Genomic DNA, 22,136 nt, shown 5'->3' on the forward strand with positions numbered 1-22,136 from the left:
CATGGTGACTCGCCCCACCGACAATTGCAACGGAGTAGTCGGACTTCAATGAACGGCGTCGACGGTGAGGAAATCTCCGTCAAGACCCCGCCCGGTCCGCCGGTGCGGGGTCTTACTGGAGATTTAATCGGCGATGATCCGCAGCGCGTGGTCGACGTGGGAGGCGTACCAGGCGTTCGTCGCGGAACCGGGCGGGCTGAACGGGCGGATGTGGACGCCCGTGGGGATGAGGTGGTTGTTCGCGTCGACGTGCGGCGGGTCGTCCACCGTCGAGTCGATGATGAGGAACTGGTTGGCTTCCGTCGCCCCCTTGCCGAAATTTCCGAGCCAGGTGATGGCGTGCGTGACCTTGCTGGGATCGCTTACATACCCCGGCGCCAACGTGTTCGCGCTCGGATTGATGTAGAGGATGTCTCCCGGTTGGAGGTCCTTCACCATCGCCTCATAGCTAGTCCAGGGGCCGAGGACTTGCAGATTGACGTGGCTGGCGATCGACTCGGGAATGGTGACGTCCGCGTTCGAGGTGATCGCGGCCTGGGCCGTCGTGGCGCTGTTCATCGTGATCCCGAGGGCGTCGGCGTAGGCGAAGGCCGTGAAGTTAGTGCAGTCGACCCCCGGCCATTGGTAGCCGGTGGTCACGGCGTTCCAGGGCTGACCTTGTCTTGGCAGCCAGCGCGGGTCGTAGTGGTGCTGGTACGTCACCTGGCCGTTGAACGTGTTGTAGGCGGCGAGGATTCGGCCCTGGAGCCAAGTGACGGAGTCCTTGGAAGGGATCGTGGGGGGCGTGTTGGCGACGCGAGCCGGCCCCCACGGGTCGTTCGTCGTCGTGGAGATCGGGGTCGATGTCCACAGGCCGTTGTAGATCGACGACGGCATCGACGAGAGGTCGATCGAGTAGGGGGAGTTGTAGACGAGGTTCGGGAACGCCACCAGCGGCGACACGTCGACCTTGGTCTGGCCGGTCTCCGAGAACGTGTCGGGGGCCTGCAGCGAGTAGAACGTCGCGCCCTTCTTCGCGTTGCCGAGGACCGGCTCGACGGTCGTATCGGCCTTGCTGGGCCGGAGCGAGGCGTCGAAGCCCTGCACGACGACCGACTGCCCGCGCGTCGAGCCGAACAGGACGGTCGGCGTGTTCGGGCCGTCGCTCACCGCGAACGAGCCGTCGATTTTGATGTTGCTCCGCTGGTAGACCCACCCGCCCCCAAGCGGCACGAGCGCGCCGCTGCCCGGCGACGACCTGGGCTTGATTGTTTGCGACTTGCCCGTCGACCAGTTCACGATCGCCGCGGTCGGGTTGCGGTCGCCGCCGGAGGTCACGACGAGGGCCCCGGCCGCGTTTTCATTCGCAACCACCGCCACTCGGGCTCCGCTGTTGTTTCGCTTGAGCGGCGCGATCGACGACGTCCACGTCGACGAGCCGCCGTCGAGCACCGAGACCCGGCCCGACGACTCGTCGATCGCGGCGAGATCGTCCTTGCCGTCGCCTGTCAGGTCGCCGGCGCCCAGGCCGACGCCGTGCGACATCCTCCAGGGGAGCGAGATCGAACTTGTCTGCGACCAGGCGCCATTGCCGAACGACAAGACGGACAGCGTCTGCGTCGACGCCTTCGACGCCCCCACGACGATCTCGTCGGTTCCGTCATTGTTCAGATCGATCGATGCCAGCGACAGGCTATTGACCGTCGCGGCCGGCAAGACGAACGGTTGGGCCATCGGCACGAACGTCACCGGCTGGCCGAGCGGCGAATCGGGATCGCCCGTGAGCTGGAACTGGTACGTCGCGAGCTTGGCCGGTCCGGCGTTGACGCGGGTCTGGGCCGAGACGGCGAGCTCGGACACGCCGTCGCCGTTGAAGTCTCCCACGGCGATCGACAGCGGGCCCGAGTTCGCCCCGAGCGGATTGACCAGCTTGGCGAGGACCTTGACGCCGACCCCTGTTGAGGTCGACGAGTCCTTCGCGCCGATGCCGTCGTAGATCGTCACGCTGTGGTTCGACCCCTCATGGCCCGCGACGATCAGGTCGACGACTCGATCGCCGTTAACGTCCCCCAGGGCCAATGCGTCCACGCCTCCCGCGAGAGGCTTGGCGGCCTGCAACGTCCTGGCTTCGAGTTGCTCGGCGACTGGCTGGAGCGACCGATCTCCGTCCTTACCGCGAATCCGACGCTTCTTCACCATCGCTTCGACTCCGGACACTGATGAGCTGCGTGGGGCGCGGCGGGAACCGTCGCGCAAGAACCCCTGTCTGTGACCTTAGAACGCTTCCTGAGAACGGGTTAAAACCGGCTCAGAATTCGTCGCGGTTTCAACCATCGGTCAGGCCGGCGGTACTCGACTCCTCTTGCAAATCGCCGTTTGGAGCCGGATCATCAAAGGAGTGGGAACGGCGCGGCGACGGAGCCCGGAGCGGGGTAGGGGCGAGCTTCATGGTTTGGAACGATCGGGTCTACGGGAGAGTCGAGGTCTCCGACCCGAAGATTCTCGCCTTGATCGAGGGGCCGACGTTTCAGCGGCTGAAGGGGATTCGCCAGGCGGGGCCATCGGCCATCGCCTTCCCGTTCAAGAACGTGACCCGCTACGAGCACAGCCTGGGCGTGTTCCACCTGCTGCGTCGGCTCGGCGCGGGCCGCCAGGAGCAGGTTGCGGGACTGTTGCACGACATTTCGCACACGGCGTTCTCGCACGCCGTCGATTTTCTCGTCACCTCGGCCGAACAAGACCATCACGAGAGCCTCAAGCCGATCCTGCTGAACCGCCCCGACGTCGCCGACGCCCTCGACCGGTTGGGCTTCGCGCCCGAGGATTTTTACGACGACGCGCGGTACCCGATTCTCGAGCGTCCGTTGCCATGGCTCTGCGCCGACCGACTCGACTACTTCCTCCGGGACGGCATGGCCTGCCAGGTCGTGAGGCGGGGCGACGTCGACCGGATTCTCGGCGACGTATCGGTCGTCGACGCGACGATCGTGTTCTCGGACGTCAAGGTGGCCCGGACCGTCGTCGACCTGTTCGCCGTGATGAACCGCGACTGGTGGGCCAGCCCGATCGAGGCGTTCATCTACAACGAGTTCGCCGACGCGCTCCGCGAGGGGTTCCGCCAGGGCGTGCTCGTCGACGACGACCTGCTCAGCGAAGACGACAAAGTACTCGCTAAACTAGACGCCGCCCGAATTCCGGCGATTGACCGAACCCTGGAGAAAATCCGCCGGTTCCGACCCGAATCCGCCGACGGATACGCGCCCCGCGTCGCGCCCAAGCAACGGTGGCTCGACCCTCATCTGATCATCGACGGAATCATCCGACGGACGTCCGAGTTCGCCTGACGCCGAGAAGGGCTTCACGCCCGCGGCGGCCTCCGTCCCTCCTCGCCGTTCCTCGCCAAACCCCTGTAATCCCTTGGATTTTCGGGGATTTTTTCGTTTTGCGCCGGTCTAGGGCCAATGAGGATCTTCTGAAGAATTATCGGTTACTAAAAGGATGATACTTAATAGGCTTTAATATGTGCGGTGCTTGACACGCTGGCGCTTTTCGTATGCAATGTCAGGCGCTCTCATGGTAGGCCACAAGGAAGAGAACACGCAGCCGCGTCGCCTTGCATCTAAACTTCTGGAGTCGCATGTTATGGCAAAGTCGATTCGGGCTGGGGTCGCTCTCGCCTCAGTTCTGGCATTCGCGCCTATGTGCGCGCCCGCGAACGCCGGCGGCGTCTCGGTGACCAATTCCAGCGACGTCGCCGCTCTGGTGAATGCGTTGTTGGCCGGAGGGACGGGTGGGGTTCACGTTACGGGTTATTCGCTTTTGAATCAGAGCGCGAGCACCGGCGAAACGTCGACTGGTTTGTACACGACCAACGGCCCGAACAACTACAATCTACCGGGCTCGGGCATCGTACTGAGTACGGGAAACGCGGCTGACGACGGCAGCGGGCCCTATGTTCCTGGCCATTTTCCGGACACCAGCTACGGGTTGCCCGCCGAGCCCGCTCAGATGGGGTTGCTTCAACCGTTGTCGCCCGGAACGAGCCGCTTTTTCGACGCGACGCAGTTGACCATCACGTTCGACGTCGCCGCGGACACCACGAGCGTCAATTTCGGCGTCGTCTTCGCCTCGGCGGAATATCCGAAGTACGTCGGCAGTTACAATGACGTGTTCGGTCTCTATCTGAACGGCGTCAACATCGCGTTCGCCGGCGGCAAGCCGGTGAACATAAATAATCCGTTCATGGTCAACACCGGCTATAACGACTACAACGGCAGTCCCAGGGGCGCCGACGGTTCACAGTACCAGGAGACCCCCCTCCTCGGTCTCTTGGTCGGGCCGAGCGGCAACCCGTTCATGAACTTCGGCGGCGCCGTGGTCGCGGGCAGCAAGGGCAACACGCTGACCTTCATCATCGCCGACGCCGAAGACTCGGCATGGGATACGGCCGTGTACATCAGTGGACTTGGCAATGCGCCCCCGCCGGGCACCGTCGTCCCCGAACCGGCCTCGATGACGCTCCTGGGTCTCGGCTTGGCGGCCCTCGCGCTGTTCAGCCGGCGGCGGGCCCCGAAGTGACGACGTGATCCCAACTCGATGCGCGAACGGCCGTGTCGGCCTCGCCCCGCATGGCGACAGCTGCCGCGGACGTTTGACGTTCGGGGCCCTAAGCCGCGTTACGATCCGCCGATTCGCACGACTTGCGCTTGCATCGTGACGTGTCGCTGCCAGGCCGGGTCGGTTTCCGGGAAGTCGGCCCGGGAGTGGACGCCGCGCGACTCGGTACGCTCGTCGGCGGCGGCGATCATCAGGCGGGCGACCGTGAGCATGTTCTGGATGGCCCAGCCGCCGGGATCGTCGAAGACGTGCGGCAGGATGTAACGGCACCACCTGTCGACCTGGAGCGCGGCGTCAGCCAGGCCCGAGGCGTCGCGCGTGATGCCCATCCGCCGCCACATCAGGGCGCGGAGCGATTTCCGTAGGTCGTCGAGGTCGATGGGGGTGCGGTGCTCGTGCGGAGTCGAGGCCGAGATCGGCGGCACCTCAAGCTGCCAGGCGCCTTCCCGATCGAGTCGTTCGGTGACGTCCTCGGCGGCGCGCGCGCCGAAGACGAGGCCTTCAAGCAGGCTGTTCGAGGCCAGCCGGTTCGCTCCGTGCAGCCCCGAGCTCGAGACCTCGCCGGCCGCCCAGAGCCCCGGCATCGAGCTGCGCCCGTGCGAATCGACGGTTACGCCGCCGATCATGTAGTGGGCGCCGGGGCAGACCGGGATCGGGTCGCGGGTGATATCGAGGTCGAAGCTGCGGCACAGCCGGTCGATGCCCGGGAACCGGTTGCGGATGAACTCGGGGTCGAGGTGCGTCATGTCGAGGTAGACGTTGGGATGCCGCGTCGCGGCCATCTGGGCGGCGATGGCCAGCGAGACGCTGTCGCGCGGGGCGAGTTCGGCCAGGGGATGACGCTCGGGCATGAACCGGAAGCCGTTGCAATCGCGGAGGAAGGCTCCCTCGCCGCGGAGGGCCTCTGTCAGCAGATGCCGCGCCGAGCCGGCCATGTAGAGCACGGTCGGGTGAAACTGCATGAACTCCATGTCGCGCAGCTCGACCCCGGCGCGATACGCCATGGCGTGGCCGTCGGCCGTGGCGATCGGCGGGTTGGTCGTCTCGCGATAGAGCTGTCCCGCTCCTCCCGTCGTCAGGATGACCGCCCGGGCCCAGACCATCGCGAAGCCGCGCCGCTTGTCCCAGACCAGCACGCCCCGACAACGATCCTCATGCGTCAGCAGGTCGACCGTCGCGCAGTTCTGCCAGATCCGGACGTTCGATCGCGATCGCACCTGATGGATGATCGCGCGCATGATTTCGCGCCCGGTCTCGTCGCCGAGGGCGTGGACGATCCGGGCGTGCGAATGCCCCCCTTCGCGTCCCAGGGCGACGCGGCCGTCGACGGTGTCGAAGTGGGTCCCCCAGCCGATCAACTCGTGGATTCGCTCGGGCGCTTCGCGGACGACGAGATCGACGATGTCGGGGTCGCACAGCCCCTTGCCGGCGGCCAGGGTGTCGGCGATGTGGTTGTCGAGCCGGTCCTCGGGGTCCATGACCCCGGCGATCCCCCCCTGGGCGTACTGACTGTTGCTCTCACGGATCTGGTCCTTGGTGACGACCAGGACCCGGAGCGATTTCGGAAAACCGAGGGCCGCGCGGAGGCCGGCGATCCCGCCGCCGATCACCACGACGTCGGCGAAATGGTGGGGCAGCTCGCGAGGATCGAACCCGACGAGGTAGCGTCTGGGCAAGGGCAGGGGAGTGAGCATGGGCGGGCACGTCGGTTGAAGAGGAAAGAGGCGGCTTCGAGAAACTCACCGCCGATGGAACGGGAACGAACCTCCGGAACGACGCCAGCGGCGCCAAGAGGTCCCATGATCGCCGATCGGACGCGCCGCCGTCAGGGGGCGACGGCGGCGCGCGGCGGTCGCCTGGTCACTTTCCGGTCGGCGTCGGCGGTGCCGCCGCCGGCTTGGCGGCCTTGCCGGCGGCGTTGATGCGCGATCGGGAGAGGGCGTTCTTGTAGCCTTCGACCCGGCCCCGGAATTCGGCGGGAGCCGCGAAGCGGACGCCCTCGTTCATGTTGCGGACCTCGTCGCGCGGCAGCGAGCCGCGGTCGGTGATGTTCTTCGTCGAGTACCGCCTGTGGCCTCCGAGATCCGGGAGGCCGGCGGATGGCGTGGCGTCCTTCGCGGAATCGCCCGGCTTGACGTCGATCTCGCGCCCGGGCCCGGCCGGGGCCGACTTGCCGCGCTCGTACTTCTTGACGAACTGCTGCATCTCGGACTTCGACATACCCGTCGCGGCTTCGATGTCGGGTGTGACGGCGTCCTTGGCAAGCAGGTCCTTGACTGTCCGGAGCACCATCTCGGATTGATCCTGATTCCGAGGCGCGACCGTATCGCCCGACTGGTCTTCGGGCTCCTTGGCCGTCGGCGACGGCGTTCCATCATCCTTGGCGTCAGCGGGTCTCGGATTCCCCGACCCCTCGTTGCCGCCCCCCCCCTTGGGAGTGGATCCGCTCTTCCCGCCCTGCTCCTTACCCTCGCCGCTCTGGTCCGTATTCTGCTCACCCTGCTGGTCGCCTTGCTGAGTTCCTTGACCTTGGCCCTCGGACTTCTGGCCTTGGCCTTCGCCCTTCTGACCCTGGCTCTCGGACTTCTGGCCCTGGCTCTCGGACTTCTGGCCTTGGCCTTGGCCCTTCTGGCCCTGGCTCTCGGACTTCTGACCTTGGCCTTCGCCCTTCTGACCCTGGCTCTCGGACTTCTGGCCTTGGCCTTCGCCCTTCTGGCCTTGGCCTTCGCCCTTCTGACCCTGGCTCTCGGACTTCTGGCCTTGGCCTTCGCCCTTCTGGCCTTGGCCTTCGCCCTTCTGACCCTGGCTCTCGGACTTCTGGCCTTGGCCTTCGCCCTTCTGACCTTGGCCTTCGCCCTTCTGACCTTGGCCTTCGCCTTTCTGCCCCTGTCCTTCGCCCTTCTGGCCCTTAGCGTCGCCTTTCGAGGCTTGGGCTTCTTTGCTTTGCTGCCCGTTTTGTTGGTCCTGGGCTTGGGAGGTCGAATCGTTCTGGGAGTCGTCGCGCTGCGGATTCGATTGATCCGGGCGGGTCGACTTGGGCTTCTGGGTGTCGCGTTCAGCCGAGGGCGGTTCTTCTTCGGGCGGAGGCTGCTGCTCGTCGCTCGGCTTGTCCTGGGCCGGAGGCTTGCTCTTGTACGGCTTCTTTTCCGGCGTCTTGGGCTTATCCTTCCCGTCCTTCTTGTACCGGTCCTCGTCGGACTTCTTGTCCGGCTCATCCTTCTTGGCCGCGGCGTCAGACTTCGCGTTCTTGGAGCTAGGATCGTCTTTCTTGGCCTTGGCGTTCTGATCCTTCTTCGCCTTCTCGTCGGCTTGAACCTGTGAGCCGTCGGGCTTGGCGTTCTTGTCGTCGCGAGCGGTCTGGTCTTTCTTCGCCTTCTCGTCGGCTTGAACCTGTGAGCCGTCGGGCTTGGCGTTCTTGTCGTCGCGAGCGGTCTGGTCTTTCTTCGCCTGCTCGTCGGCCTGAGCCTGCGAGCCATCGGCCTTGCGCTGCGACTTCTCACTGTCGCCCGCGTTGGGTTCGGCGTTCTTGTCGTCAGGGGACTTGGCCCCCGTTTCGACGCCGCGCGGATCGGGACCGCGATGGTCGATGTCGCGCGGGTCGATGACGCGATCCTTCATAACGTCGTCGCGTTTCGTCTGCGGTTTGGTCTGGGGATCGCCGGATTCCTTGGTCGATTTCGGCTTGCCTTGAGCTTCCTTATCGGTCGCCGGGCTCGGTTGCCCGGTCTCGTCGCCCTTGGGCTGAGAGTTCTCGGTGGCGGGGCCTTCGGCTTGCTTGGAGCCATCGGCCTTGGAGCCTTCGGCCTGCTTGGAGCCGTCGGCCTTGGAGCCTTCGGCCTGCTTGGAACCGTCGGCCTTGGAGCCTTCGGCCTGCTTGGAGCCATCGGCCTTGGAGCCTTCGGCCTGCTTGGAGCCGTCGGCCTTGGAGCCTTCGGCCTGCTTGGAACCGTCGGCCTTGGAGCCTTCGGCCTGCTTGGAGCCGTCGGCCTTGGAGCCTTCGGCCTGCTTGGAACCTTCGGCCTTGGAGCCTTCGGCCTGCTTGGAGCCGTCGGCCTTGGAGCCTTCGGCTTTCTTGGAACCTTCGGCCTTGGAGCCTTCGGCTTGCTTGGAACCTTCGGCCTTTGAGCCTTCGGCTTGCTTGGAACCTTCGGCCTTTGAGCCTTCGGCTTGCTTGGAGCCTTCGGCCTTGGAGCCTTCGGCCTGCTTGGAGCCGTCGGCCTGCTTGGAACCGTCGGCCTTGGAGCCTTCGGCCTGCTTTGAACCGTCGGCCTTGGAGCCTTCGGCCTGCTTGGAGCCTTCGGCCTGCTTGGAGCCGTCGGCTTGCTTGGAACCTTCGGCCTTGGAACCGTCGGCCTTTGAGCCTTCGGCTTGCTTGGAACCTTCGGCCTTGGAGCCTTCGGCTTGCTTGGAGCCTTCGGCTTGCTTGGAGCCATCGGCCTTGGAGCCATCGGCCTGCTTGGAGCCTTCGGCTTGCTTGGAACCGTCGGCCTTGGAGCCGTCGGCCTGCTTGGAACCGTCGGCCTTTGAGCCTTCGGCCTGCTTGGAGCCGTCGGCCTTGGAGCCGTCGGCCTTGGAGCCGTCGGCCTGCTTGGAACCTTCGGCCTTGGAGCCTTCGGCCTGCTTGGAGCCGTCGGCCTTGGAGCCTTCGGCTTGCTTGGAACCTTCGGCCTTGGAACCGTCGGCCTTTGAGCCTTCGGCTTGCTTGGAACCTTCGGCCTTTGAGCCTTCGGCTTGCTTGGAGCCTTCGGCCTGCTTGGAGCCGTCGGCCTGCTTGGAACCGTCGGCCTTGGAGCCTTCGGCCTGCTTTGAACCGTCGGCCTTGGAGCCTTCGGCCTGCTTGGAGCCTTCGGCCTGCTTGGAGCCGTCGGCCTGCTTGGAGCCGTCGGCTTGCTTGGAACCTTCGGCCTTGGAGCCTTCGGCTTGCTTGGAACCGTCGGCCTTGGAGCCTTCGGCCTGCTTGGAACCGTCGGCCTTGGAGCCTTCGGCCTGCTTTGAACCGTCGGCCTTGGAGCCTTCGGCCTGCTTGGAACCGTCGGCCTTTGAGCCTTCTTCTTGCTTTGAGCCTTCGGCTTGCTTGGAGCCTTCGGCCTTTGAGCCTTCTTCTTGCTTTGAGCCTTCGGCTTGCTTGGAACCGTCGGCCTTTGAGCCTTCGGCCTGCTTGGAGCCGTCGGCCTTGGAGCCTTCGGCCTGCTTGGAGCCGTCGGCCTTGGAGCCTTCGGCTTGCTTGGAACCGTCGGCCTTGGAGCCTTCGGCTTGTTTTCCAGCTTGTTTCTGCTGGTCGTCGCCGGCGTCGGGCTGATTCGGGGTCTCGCTCCGCTCGCCTTGCTTGACTTCCGAGCCGGCGGATTCGCCGCCGGTGTTACGGCGCGGTTGGGGCGTGTTGGATCCGTCGGACGGGGCGGGTTCTTGCTTCTGAGGACGCTCGGACGGGTTGGCTTGACCGTCGTTCGGTTGAGACTCGCCCTTCTGGCCTTGCTTCGTGTCGCCGTTGCGGCCGGCGGGGGAAGGCTTGTCGTTGTTTGGCAGGGTGCCCGTCTTCTTGAGGCCCTCGGTCAACTGCTGCATCCGCGGGTCGTCGCGAGCCGAGTTGGGCTCGGTCGCCCCGTTCTGGTCGTTCGCGCCGTCCTTGCCGGCCTGGTCGTCGCGGTTTTGCTGGTTCGCGTTCTCACGGTCGGCCGACGGGGTGCTGGATCCGGTTCCGGTGCCGGCGCCCTCTTGTTGGTCGGGGCCGCGCTGGTTGTCTTCGCGATTTTCGGCGCCGCCTTGATCTTTTCCGTCTTGTTTGTCGGCCGGGTCGCGCTGGTCGGGTGCGGTTCGCGGCTGGTCGTTGTTGTCGGCCTGCGGCGGCTGGCTCTGCTCGAACTGCTTGCGGTCCTCGGCCTGCTGCTCCTCGATCTTCTTCTGCTCGGGAGGGGCGACGGCCTCGCCGACTTCGATGGTCTGCTTGGTGGTTTCCATCCGGTTCGAGGTCGGCTCGCGGTTGTCGCGGACGGTCAGCCAGTACGAGAGGGTCGAGCCGGGCTTGACGCGGAGCGCGGCCAGATCCAGCGTCTCGGTGACCTGGAACTCCGGCGTGGGGGGGCGGCCTTCGAGGAGGTTCTTGGAGACGAGGTGGTCGTTGCCCTGGACGACGTGGAGGGTCGCGTCCTTGACTCCCTGGTCGTCGGAGCCGGTGGCCACCATGTCGACCTTGACGTTGACCGGAACCTTGACGGTCGGCTTGTCGGGGCGGAGGAACTTGGCGGTGGGCTGGTTGTCCTTGTGCGCGACGATGCTATAGACCACCGGTCTGGGGTTCAACTGCCCGCCTGTCGTGCGAAAGTTGATCGTGTAGGTGCCGTCCTGCTCGACCTTGAACTTGCCCGTCAGCTGCCTGGGGTCTTGTTCCGAGACCGTCATGCTCGCCGGCACGCCGGTGGTTAGGTTCAGGGTGGCGAGCCGGGCGGGCTCGTTGGTCGTGGCGTGGACGGTGACGATGGTCCCCTCGATCGCCTCGACGTCGCCCCCCTCGATGTTGGTGCGTGGCGGGATCTTGGTGTATTGGGGGAACTCATAGTCGATCGAGACCGACGTGACCATCGGCGCGGGCAGGACGGTCAGGACGTACCGGAGCGACTCGGCGTCGTTGGCCGTGAGGTAGTAATCGAGGGTCTGCTCGACGCTGGTTAGGGTCGTCTGCCAGGGGTCGTAGTAGTTCTTGCCCGGCTCGAACTCCTTGACCGCGAAGAATTTGCCGCCGTCGGTGCTGTAGTGGAGCTTGACCTTCTCGGGGCGGACGCCCTGGACGTCGACCGTGAACGTGACGTGCGTGCCGGCGACGACCTTGGAAAGCTCGGCGTTGGGGCCGGGCTTGATGTTCACCAGCTTGGTGTTGGTGGGCCGGACCACGTCGGCGAGGAACGCGCGCTTGGTGGAATCGAGGATGCTCTTGGGGGTGAACGCGGCGTAAAGGCAGAAGGCGACGACGATTCCGCAGAGCGCGTAGGCCGTCTGCATCGCCCGCTGCTGGTTGACCACCTGGTCGAGCTCGACGTGCGTCAAGTCGTTCACGGCCCGGGCTTCGAGCGCCGCCATCACGGTCTTGGAGACCTGGCCCTGGTGGCGGCGCAGCTCCAGGTAATTGATGAGGCTGTTCTTGATCGTCGGGTCGGCGCCCTCGATCGTCTTGGCGGCGTAGACCGCATTGATCGAGAACAAGAGCGGCAGCACGATCTTGTAGAGCGAAAACCCAAACGCCGCCGTAAGCCCCAGGACGAGAATCGCCTGGCGGGCGACGATCGGGAGGCCCAGGGCGTGGTCGAGGACGACTTCGAGCAGCAACACGAGCGCGACGCCGGCCAGCAGCATGAGGCAGGCGGTGACGAAATCGGTGTACTTGATCCGCGATCGCGTGCGAGCGATCTGGTGCTCGATGAACTCTTTGTAGTCCAGGAGTTTGCCTTGCGGCTGCGTCTGGGCGCCCAGCGTCATATCGCCTGACTCCTCGAGTTGTGCGAACCGGGCCTCTCGACTCGACTTGTGCGATCCATTATACGTCAAGCCGACGCGAAAAGAACGATCAACGCAACGAACCCGTTCGTTTTCAGGCGGCGCGACGGCTTAGGCTCATTCGTCGGGTGGCTGGGGAGGAGCGAAGCGACGCCCCAGGATAGACGCCGCGGCACCCGCATCTGTGGCATGCTGCCACAGCCACCCAACTCAGAGAGGGCGGTAAGGCGAAAAGGGGGGGGCGTCGGATGGCTGGGGAGGAGCGAAGCGACGCCCCAGGATAGACGCCGCGGCACCCGCATCTGTGGCATGCTGCCACAGCCACCCATCCGACGTCGGGTCGACGGCCTCAGGCCCATTCGACCTCGCGGTTTCCGGGGACGACGTCGCCGATGATCCAGGCGGGGATCTTGGCTTTCTGGTTGATGTGGCGGACGATCGACTCGGCGTAGTACTCGGCGACGATCATCGTCATGCCGACGCCCATGTTGAAAACCCGAAACATCTCGTCGTCGTTGATCGAGCCGAGGCTCTGGAGCCAGGGGAAGACCGGGGGGACGTCCCACGAGCCGCGCCGGAGGACCACGCCGAGGCCCTCGGGGAGGATGCGGGGGGTGTTGTCGGTTAGGCCGCCGCCGGTGATGTGGGCGATGCCGTGGACGATCCGCTTGACCCGGTAGTTCCGGTAGACTTCCTTGAGCGCCCGGGTGTAGATCCGGGTGGGGGCGAGCAGCTCGTCGGCGACGGTCCGGCCCAGGGCCTCGACGTGGTCGTCGTAGGCGAGGCCGGCGTGGTCGAAGACGATCTTGCGGGCCAGGCTGTAGCCGTTGGAATGGAGGCCCGAGGAGGCCAGCCCGATGACCTTGTCGCCGGCCCGGACGTCTTGCCCGTTGAGGAGCAGCTTGCGCTCGACCACGCCCAGGCAGAAGCCCGCCAGGTCGTACTCGCCGGGCTGGTAGAACTCGGGGAGGATGGCCGTCTCGCCGCCGATCAGGGCGCATTCGGCCTCGATGCAGCCGTCGCTGATCCCCTTGACGACCTGGGTGGTCAACTCGGGGTCGTCCTTGCTCATGGCGACGTAATCGAGGAACAGCAGCGGCTCGGCGCCGGCGCAGAGGCAGTCGTTGACCGACATCGCCACCAGGTCGACGCCGACCGTCGAGTGCCGGCCGGTCGCGAACGCCAGCTTGAGCTTGGTGCCGACGCCGTCGGTCGAGGCCACGAGCACGGGGTCGCGGTAGGTCCGCGACAGCAGCCCGATGTGGGCGTCGAGCCGAAACAGTCCCGCGAAGCCGTCCTTCCACTCCATGACTCGCGGCGTGAACGTCCGGCGCATGAGCGGAGGAAGCCGGGCCATCGTCTCGTCATAGGTGTTCAGGTCGACGCCGGCCGATCGATAATCCAGTGGCTCGCTCATATCCGTCCGCAAGGAGGGGAAAATCGGGATTCCAGAGACAACGGCATTCAAGAATCATCGCCGACCAACGCCGACGCCGACAAGATGCAATCGCCGTCGGGCCGAGGGTTCGCATGAGACTCAACTCCTTGATCGAACCCGACGATGGGGATAGATTAAGGTTCCCCGGACCGAACTGCGAGGTTTCGGTCGACCAATCGGACCCGCCCGTTTTTTCCTTACTCCGCAAGCATGCTCCCGATTCCGCACAGGAGTTTCTCAATCATGAACCGCAAGTGGTTTGGTTTGGCCGTGGGCCTCGCCCTCGGGTTGGGCATGGGTATGACCGCCCTGACGTTCGCCGCCGACGAGAAGGAAACTGAACTCGGCAAGCTCATGGAGAAGGTCCAGAAGAACAAGACCACGATCACCAAGGGCACGCGCAACGTCGCTGCGTACAAGAAGTCGCAGGCGGAGATCGAGAAGGCCGCCAAGGATTGGGTGAAGCAGGCCAAAGAGGCCAAGCCCCACAACGAGGTCGTCAAGTCCGCCAAGGGCGAGGCCGACCCGCAGAAGAAGTGGGACGAACTGATGGACCTCTGGGGCAAGGAGTCGCAGAAGCTCGCCGACCTCGTCGCCAAGAGCGAGTCGACCCAGAAAGACGCCAAGGACCAGCTCAATACGATCAACAAGACCTGCACCGAGTGCCACCAGGTCTTCCGCGTCGACGCCGACGAGAAGTTCTGAGGCGAGGGGCCACGAGTTCGGTTCGGTCCGGTTCGGTTCGAGCCCGTGCCACCCCCGAATAATACAAGCCCGAAGCGCCAGCGAGTGCATGGTTTCGGCGTCGGCTGATTCAGCACGATCGCTGGGAAGGCACGCGCTGGCGCTTCGAGCTGCTCTGAAAATACTCCCGCGAGGTCATGCCCCGATACAAACCCGAAGCGCCAGCGAGTGCATGTTCTCCGGTGCTCGGCTCGGGAATGCACTCGCTGGCGCTTCGGGCTTGTATCGTGCCCGGGCGACCGCGATCCCCATTTTCAGACTGCTCTGATTCCCCCTTTTCGCCTTACCGCCCTGTCCGGTCGAATGATAGACTTCGGCGCGGTCCCGTCCGACGGGGGGAACCGCGGTGGCATGGAGCGGAAGGGGAGTCCCGAGGTGAGTGGTTCAACCGACTGGAGGGTCGACGTCGGCTGGCTCGACCTGACGCTGCCGACCGTCGAGGAGAACCTGGCGGTCGACGAGGCGCTGCTGGTCGCCGCCGACGAGCGCAACGGCAAGGCGGTGTTGAGGTTCTGGGAACAGCCGGGCTCGGCCGTGGTGCTCGGCGCGTCGCGGCGGATCGACGCCGACGTCCAGGTCGAGCGGTGCGTCGCGGACGGCGTGCCGATCGCGAGGCGGTCGAGCGGCGGGGGCTCGGTCTTGATCGGTCCGGGGGCGTTGAACGTCACGCTCGTCCTGCCGATCGCCGCCAACCCCGCGCTGGCGACGGTGGACGGGGCGCAGAGTTCGGTGCTGGAACGGATCGCGGCGGGAATCCGGGTCGGCGGGGCGGCCGTCGAGGTTTGCGGCTCGGGCGACCTGACGGTCGGCGGCAGGAAGTTCGCGGGGAGCGCCCAGCGGCGGCTCAAGAACTGGATTCTGGTCCACGCGTCGATCCTCTACGATCTTCCTATCCACCGTATTGATCGGTACTTGCGTCTTCCCGGCCGGCAGCCGACGTATCGGCGGGGGAGATCGCACGAGGATTTCTTGATGAATCTGCCGATTTCTCGTACAATCTTATGCGATTTGATCCGCTCGACGTGGTCACCCTCCTCTCTTCTCACTGCGACGTCGGATGTTCCCCAAGATCTCCTCGAAAGTCTACTCGCCGAGAAGTTCGCGAACCGATCTTGGATCGAGCGACTATGACGCCGAGGCGACGGAGCCGCCGGAAGTGATGCAGCGACGGCGAAATCAACCGATTGAGCGTGTGTCTCAAACGCGCAACGGGTCCGTAGCCGTCTATAGTACTGAGATGGGCGGCGCGCGCCGTTCGGATCGGGGAGTCGCCGAATCAACGGACAGGCGGAGGGGGGCCGGCAACGCGGGTCGGCCCTCCTCCGCCCGTTCGTCTTTCTTACGTCAAGTCCGCGGCTCGTCCCGGGGCCTTGAGGCCGGGATCAGCCAGGAGATCCATTTCGATGACACGCACGTCGGTCGCGAGCCGAGCGAACCTGGGCCTGGTCGAAGACTACCACCAGCGGTGGCTGACTGATCCTGACTCGGTCGACGAGTCGTGGCGCAGTTTCTTCGAGGGTTACGAGCTCGGCAAGACGCCGCTGAAAACCGAGGCCGCCGCGTTCGGTGCCGGACCTCCTCCGGCCCAGGAGGCGGTCAAGGGTGTGACCCGCCTGGTCGACGCCTACCGCGAGCTGGGCCACACGCTGGCCGACCTCGACCCCCTCAAGCTCACCCCGCGGCGGCAGTCCGACGAGCAGCTCGACCTTGCCGCCTTCGGCCTGTCCGCGGCCGACATGGATCAGGTGTTCTACTCCAAGCTCGCCGACCACGACCACTGCACGCTCCGCGAGCTGCTGGCGATCCTTCGCGAGACGTACTGCCGGACCATCGGCGTCGAGTTCATGCACATCCGCAACATGGAGGTGCGCCGCTGGCTGCTGGATCGGATGGAGCCGATCCGCAACCACCCCCGGTTCGACCTCAAGAAGAAGCGGCGGATCGTCTACAAGCTGAACGCCGCCGAGCTGTTCGAGACCTTCCTCCACAAGAACTACGTGGGGCAGAAGCGGTTCTCGCTCGAAGGGGGGGAGATGCTGATCCCGCTGCTCGACTCCCTCATCGAGCGCGCGGCCGGCTACGGGGTGCTCGAAATCGTCATGGGGATGCCCCACCGGGGGCGGCTCAACGTGCTGGCGAACATCCTCCACAAGCCGTACGGCCTGATCTTCAGCGAATTCGAGGGCAACATGCCCGAGACCGTCGCCGGCGACGGCGACGTCAAGTACCACCTGGGCTTCTCGGCCGACCACGTGACCCAGGACAAGCACACGGTCCACCTGACGCTCACCCCCAACCCCAGCCATCTTGAGGCGGTCAACCCGGTCGTCGAGGGGCGGATGCGGGCCAAGCAGAGGCGCAACAAGGACACGGCCCGCAAACTCGGGGTGCCGATCCTGATCCACGGCGACGCGGCGTTCGCCGGCCAGGGGCTGGTCGCCGAGACGCTCAACCTCTCGCAGCTTCACGGTTACCGGACCGGCGGCACGGTCCACATCGTGGTCAACAACCAGATCGGCTTCACCACCTCGCCCGCCGACGCCCGGTCGACCCGCTACTGCACCGACGTCGCGAAGATGATCGAAGTGCCGATCTTCCACGTCAACGGCGAGGACCCCGAGGCGGTCGTCTTCGTCGCCGAGCTGGCGATGGACTTCCGCCAGACCTTCGGCCAGGACGTGGTGATCGACATGGTCTGCTACCGGCGCCACGGCCACAACGAGGGGGACGAGCCGGGGTTCACCCAGCCGATCATGTACGAGAAGATCCGCAACCGGATCAGCATCCGCGAGCTGTACACCGAGCAACTGGTGATGGCGGGCGAGCTTTCGAGCCAAGAGGCCGAGACCATCGCCGAGACGTTCGCCGAGAAGATGCAGGAAGTGTTCGAGGAGGTGAAGGTCCGCGGGATCGAACCGCGCGTCGTCCCCCCCGGGTACTCGTCGGGGCCGTGGGCCGATCTGACGCCGACGTTCTCGTTCGAGCCGGTCGACACCGGGGTCTCGTACGAGAAGCTCGAAGCGATCACGGCCGTCCCCGCCAACCCCCCCGAAGGCTTCACCGCCAATCACAAGCTGACCCGGATCTTCCAGGCTCGGGTCAAAACCATGCAGGAGCGGGGCGCGGTCGACTGGGCGTTCGCCGAGAGCCTGGCGTTCGGCTCGCTGCTGGTCGAAGACACGCCGGTCCGCCTGAGCGGTCAGGACAGCCGCCGGGGCACGTTCAGCCAGCGGCACGCGGTCTTGATCGACCAGCACACCGGCCAGCCCTGGATTCCGCTCAACAACGTCGCCGCCGGCCAGGCGCAGTTCTGCGTCTACGACAGTTTTCTGTCCGAGGCCGCCGTGCTCGGCTTCGACTACGGCTACTCGCTTGACGAGCCGTTCATGCTCATCATGTGGGAGGCCCAGTTCGGCGACTTCGCCAACGGCGCCCAGGTCATCATCGACCAGTTCATCGCCTCGGCCGCATCGAAGTGGGGACGCGGCAGCGGCCTGGTCATGCTCCTTCCTCACGGCTACGAAGGGCAGGGGCCCGAGCACTCCAGCGCCCGTCTCGAGCGTTACCTCCAGCTCTGCGCCGAGGAGAACATCCAGGTCGCCGTCCCCTCGACGCCGGCCCAGTATTTCCACCTGCTGCGGCGGCAAGTCCGGCGCAACTTCCGCAAGCCGCTGGTGGTGATGACGCCCAAGAGCCTCTTGCGGCACAAGGCGGCGGTCTCGCCCGTCGATCAACTGGTCGTCGGTCAATATCACGACGTGCTCGACGATCCCGACTCGCCCGATCGCGCCCGGCGGCTGTTGCTCTGCTCGGGCAAGGTCTATTACGACCTCGTGGCCAAGCGCCAAGAAGTCGGCAAGGAACGCGAGGTCGCCATCGTCCGGCTGGAGCAGCCCTACCCCTGGCCGGCCGACGAGCTGAAGCGGATCTTCGACCGCTATCCGGCGGTTCGCGAGTGGGTCTGGGTTCAGGAAGAGTCGCAGAACATGGGCGCTTGGACTTTCGTCGCGCCTCGGTTGGCGGAGCTGATGGGAGTTCCGTTCCAGTACGTCGGCCGAGACGCGAGCGCCAGCCCGGCCACGGGCTCGAAGTTGGTTCACGACCGCGAGCAGTCCGAACTGGTCGAGGCGGCCGTGGTCGGCGCCGCGGTCCCCCATCTCGTCACCGCAACCCCCGTCCGCGCGCTGGCCGCCGCCGGCCTACGGCAAGGAGTGAGCTGAAGATGTCCGCTGTTTCGATTAGCGTTCCAGGGGTTGGTGAATCGATCTCGGAAGGAATTCTCTCGCGTTGGCTCGTCGCCGACGGCTCGCAGGTGAAAGCCGGCGACCCCCTGTTCGAGCTGGAGACCGACAAGGCGACCAACATCGTCCCCGCGCCGGCGTCGGGCGTGCTCAAGGTCGGCGCGGCCGAGGGGGACGTCGTCGCCATCGGCGCGAACATCGGCACGATCGATCCGTCGGGTGCCCCCGCGTCGGCCGCCAAGGCCGTCGTCCTCGCCGAGTCGGCCGCCGCGAAGCCCGCGGCCGCGAACGCCGCCGGCGGCTCGACGGCGACGCTCGCCCCGTCCGTCCGTCGGATCGTCGCCGAGGAAGGGGTCGACGCGTCGCAGGTCGCCGGCACCGGTCGTGACGGCCGGATCACTAAGGGCGACGTGCTGGGACACCTCGAACAAGGCGCGGCGACGAAGCCGGCCCAAGCGGCCCCGGCCGCTCCCCCCGCCCCTGTCGCCAAGCCGGCCGCTCCGGTCGCCCCCGGGCGCGGCGAGCGCGAGACCCGGCAGCGGATGAGCGGGTTGCGGCAGCGGATCGCGCAGCGGCTGGTCGAGGTCCAGCAGACCGCCGCCATCCTGTCGACCTTCAACGAGGTCGACATGTCCCGCGTCATGGACCTGCGCGCCAAGTACAAGGATAAGTACCAGAAGACCCACGGCGTGTCCCTGGGCTTCATGTCGTTCTTCGTCAAGGCGACGATCGAGGCGATCAAGGCCTTCCCGGCCGTCAACGCCCGGATCGAGGGGAACGAGATCGTCTACCAGAACTACTTCAACATCGGGGTGGCGGTCAGCACCGAGCGCGGGCTGATGGTGCCCGTGCTCCGCGACGCCGACACGCTCTCGTTCGCTGGGATCGAGAAGGCCATCGGCGAATTCGCCGACAAGGCCCGCAAGGGGACGATCGGCGTCGACGACCTCCAGGGCGGCACGTTCACGATCACCAACGGCGGCGTCTTCGGCTCGCTGCTCTCGACCCCGATCCTCAACCCTCCCCAGAGCGGCATCCTCGGCATGCACGCGATCAAGAAGCGTCCGGTGGTCGTCGACGACCAGATCGTGATCCGGCCGATGATGTACCTGGCGCTCTCCTACGACCACCGGCTGATCGACGGCCGCGAAGCCGTCAGCGCCCTGGTTCGGATCAAGGATTGCCTCGAAGACCCCGAGCGCATGCTGCTGTCGATCTGAGGCTGAAACGACCGCGTCGCGGCGGCGGGCTTACGAGATCCCTTCGAACACGATGAGGAGAATTCGGTGGCGGAACGGTACGACTTGGTGGTCGTCGGGGCGGGACCCGGGGGCTATGTGGCCGCGATCCGGGCGGCCCAGCTTGGCATGAAGGTCGCCTGCGTCGAGAAGCGGTCGGACCTGGGCGGGACCTGCCTCAACATCGGCTGCATCCCCAGCAAGGCGCTGCTCGATTCGAGCGAGTTGTACCACCTGGCGAAGGAGCGGTTCAGCAAGCACGGAATCAAGGTGGGAAGCCTCGCCCTCGACGTCCCGGCGATGCTCAAGCGCAAAGACGAAGTCGTCAAGGGCCTCACCGACGGCGTCCGCTACCTGTTCCGCAAGAACAAGATCGAGCCGATCTTCGGCGCGGCCAAGCTGACCTCGCCGACGACCCTTCAGGTCGCCAAGAACGAAGGGGGGACGGTCGACCTCGAAGCCGGCCACATCCTCCTGGCCACCGGCTCGGAGCCCACTCCACTTCCCTTCCTGCCGTTCGACGGCAAGACCGTCGTCAGTTCCACCGAGGCCCTTTGCTTCGACAAAGTGCCCGAGCACCTGGTCGTGATCGGCGGCGGCGTCATCGGCCTGGAGCTGGGCTCGGTCTGGAAGCGGCTCGGCGCGAAGGTCACGGTCATCGAGTTCCTGCCCCGGATCGTCCCCACGGCCGACCTGGAGATGGGGGCCTTGCTCCACAAGAGCCTGGTCAAGCAGGGGCTCGAATTCCACCTCGAAACCAAGGTCACCGGCGCGAAGGTCGAGGGTGCCAAGGCGACCGTCACCGCCCAGACCAAGGACGGCAAGACGCTCTCGGTCCCCTGCGACAAGATCCTGGTCGCCGTCGGCCGGAGAGCGTACAGCGAAGGGCTCGACCTGGCGAAGGCGGGCGTGACGGTCGACGCGCGCACCGGCAAGGTCGCGGTCGACGGCCGTTTCCGCACCAACGTGCCGACGATCTCCGCGATCGGCGACCTGATCGACGGGCCGATGCTCGCCCACAAGGCCGAGGACGAGGGGGTCGCGTTCGCCGAGATCCTCGCCGGCAAGTCGGGGCACGTCGACTACAACACGATCCCCAACGTCGTCTACACCTGGCCCGAGCTGGCGAGCGTGGGCCAGACCGAGGAGCAACTCAAGGAGCAGGGGGTCGGCTACCGAGTCGGCAAGTTCCCGTTCCTCGCCAACGGCCGGGCCAAGGCGATGGACGAGACCGAAGGGCTCGTCAAGATCCTCGCCGACGCCAAGACCGACCGCGTGCTCGGCGTCCACATCCTCGGCCCCCGCGCCTCGGACCTGATCTCCGAAGCCGTCACGGTCATGGAGTTCGCCGGCTCGTCCGAGGATATCGCCCGCATCTGCCACGCCCACCCGACCCTCAGCGAAGCCGTCCGCGAAGCGGCCCTGGCCGTCGACAAGCGGGCGATTCATAGCTGACCGGAGGGGGGCTCACGAAAAAATTCGGTTCTTTGTCGGGAGAACGCCAAACCGACATTGAACCCGATTCGTCTCCTCGGTAATATGTCTTCAGTTCGACGTGAAACACGCCGATGAATATCTTAGCGAGATTCATCAGCATCACGTTCGGGGGATTAGCTCAGCTGGGAGAGCGCTTGCATGGCATGCAAGAGGTCGGGGGTTCAAATCCCCCATCCTCCACTTCTCGTCAACGATCGGGTTTGACAAAGACTCGGTCGTCCCACCTTTTATCCGCATCTAGCTTCGCAACCAACTTTCATTCATCCGGTTCGCGGCTATCATCGGCCGCTTCGAGCCGCTTCAATCTCTCCACGGTTTGGTGCTCTCCTGTTTTGGGAGTTCCGCCGTGGAGTTTTTCCTTTTCGGTCGCTCCCGCACCGTCGAGGTCTATCGCGGTTGCCGGACACGGGTTTCTCGCACCGAGGACGGTGTGAGGAAGCCCTAGGCGAAGCTTCAGCGCGTCATGGTCCGTCCCTCCCGGACCCTCGCGCCGGGTGACGCGTCGACTGGCTTGGACTGGATGGAATGGAAAGGAAGTGGTCCGTAGGTCGAGGACTCGACCGACCGGCTTGGCGCTCCGCCGATTGGGAGTAGGTTCGATGCATGAGCCCTGGTTGACTGATCAGATCCGATCCCGAGTCTTCGTCGTCCACCTGCCCGGGATGACCCGCGAGCGCGAGCGGGCGCTCATCCGCCGTTGCAGCCTGCTGGCCCGTACCGCCTTGGCGGCTGGCGTGCCTCTGACCGTCGCCTGGAACATGCTCGGCGAGCGGATCGAGTGGTTGTCCGCCCGCCTCCGCACCGAGCACGAGCGCGAGTCGTTCGCGGCCGTCATGCACCGGCTTCGCCTCGAACTCTTCCAGGATCGCGCCTACGCCTCGCGCTGAGCAACTC

At 65.6% G+C, this 22,136-nt stretch carries 12 protein-coding genes and 1 tRNA gene; 9 read left to right on the plus strand and 4 right to left on the minus strand.

The genetic code is table 11. The features are described 5' to 3' along the window. Positions 1–123 precede the first annotated feature (123 nt). Complete coding sequence (locus BSF38_RS21975; protein ID WP_076349249.1) at positions 124–2,178, minus strand: FG-GAP repeat domain-containing protein; 2,055 nt, start codon at positions 2,176–2,178, stop codon at positions 124–126. A gap of 248 nt (positions 2,179–2,426) precedes the next feature. Here BSF38_RS21975 and BSF38_RS21980 point away from each other — a divergent pair, with 248 nt between their 5' ends. Both BSF38_RS21980 and BSF38_RS21985 read left to right on the plus strand, forming a co-directional pair. Continuing rightward, positions 2,427–3,323, plus strand: a complete 897-nt coding sequence (locus BSF38_RS21980) for an HD domain-containing protein (protein ID WP_076349251.1) — start codon at positions 2,427–2,429, stop codon at positions 3,321–3,323. Positions 3,324–3,621: 298 nt separating this feature from the next. Further along, the gene (locus BSF38_RS21985; RefSeq protein WP_168189428.1) at positions 3,622–4,557 is read left to right on the plus strand and encodes a choice-of-anchor L family PEP-CTERM protein; all 936 of its coding nucleotides are present in this window, start codon (positions 3,622–3,624) and stop codon (positions 4,555–4,557) included. Positions 4,558–4,655: 98 nt separating this feature from the next. On the opposite strand, the gene nadB is transcribed toward BSF38_RS21985, so the two are convergent. The 3 genes from nadB to purM all read right to left on the minus strand — a co-directional run bounded on the left by nadB (position 4,656) and on the right by purM (position 13,501). After that, complete coding sequence (gene nadB, locus BSF38_RS21990) at positions 4,656–6,290, minus strand: L-aspartate oxidase (protein WP_076349255.1); 1,635 nt, start codon at positions 6,288–6,290, stop codon at positions 4,656–4,658. Between the two features lie 166 nt (positions 6,291–6,456). Continuing rightward, complete coding sequence (locus BSF38_RS31760; RefSeq protein WP_210405631.1) at positions 6,457–12,066, minus strand: hypothetical protein; 5,610 nt, start codon at positions 12,064–12,066, stop codon at positions 6,457–6,459. 367 nt (positions 12,067–12,433) lie between these two features. Beyond that, positions 12,434–13,501 (minus strand): phosphoribosylformylglycinamidine cyclo-ligase, encoded by a 1,068-nt coding sequence (gene purM / locus BSF38_RS22000; protein WP_076349257.1) that lies wholly within the window; start codon positions 13,499–13,501, stop codon positions 12,434–12,436. A 264-nt stretch (positions 13,502–13,765) separates the two neighbouring features. Here purM and BSF38_RS22005 point away from each other — a divergent pair, with 264 nt between their 5' ends. From BSF38_RS22005 to BSF38_RS22035, 7 genes are all read left to right on the plus strand, one after another. Further along, entirely contained in the window at positions 13,766–14,227 is a 462-nt protein-coding gene (locus tag BSF38_RS22005) for a cytochrome c (protein ID WP_076349259.1), read from the plus strand. A 414-nt stretch (positions 14,228–14,641) separates the two neighbouring features. After that, positions 14,642–15,397 carry a lipoate--protein ligase family protein gene (locus tag BSF38_RS22010; RefSeq protein ID WP_237170566.1) on the plus strand — a complete coding sequence of 252 codons (756 nt, stop codon included), beginning with the start codon at positions 14,642–14,644 and terminating at the stop codon, positions 15,395–15,397. 272 nt (positions 15,398–15,669) lie between these two features. Continuing rightward, entirely contained in the window at positions 15,670–18,486 is a 2,817-nt protein-coding gene (locus tag BSF38_RS22015) for a 2-oxoglutarate dehydrogenase E1 component (protein WP_076349263.1), read from the plus strand. A gap of 2 nt (positions 18,487–18,488) precedes the next feature. Beyond that, positions 18,489–19,727 carry a 2-oxoglutarate dehydrogenase complex dihydrolipoyllysine-residue succinyltransferase gene (odhB, locus tag BSF38_RS22020; protein ID WP_076349265.1) on the plus strand — a complete coding sequence of 413 codons (1,239 nt, stop codon included), beginning with the start codon at positions 18,489–18,491 and terminating at the stop codon, positions 19,725–19,727. Positions 19,728–19,793: 66 nt separating this feature from the next. Continuing rightward, positions 19,794–21,200, plus strand: coding sequence for a dihydrolipoyl dehydrogenase (gene lpdA, locus BSF38_RS22025; protein WP_076349267.1), 1,407 nt, complete (start codon positions 19,794–19,796; stop codon positions 21,198–21,200). A 149-nt stretch (positions 21,201–21,349) separates the two neighbouring features. Beyond that, a tRNA-Ala gene (locus BSF38_RS22030) sits at positions 21,350–21,422 on the plus strand. A gap of 419 nt (positions 21,423–21,841) precedes the next feature. After that, on the plus strand, positions 21,842–22,129 hold the full coding sequence (locus BSF38_RS22035; RefSeq protein ID WP_076349269.1) for a hypothetical protein: 288 nt from the start codon (positions 21,842–21,844) through the stop codon (positions 22,127–22,129). The last annotated feature ends 7 nt before the right edge of the window (positions 22,130–22,136 follow it).

The organism is Paludisphaera borealis (assembly GCF_001956985.1).
GTDB classification, from domain to species: domain Bacteria; phylum Planctomycetota; class Planctomycetia; order Isosphaerales; family Isosphaeraceae; genus Paludisphaera; species Paludisphaera borealis.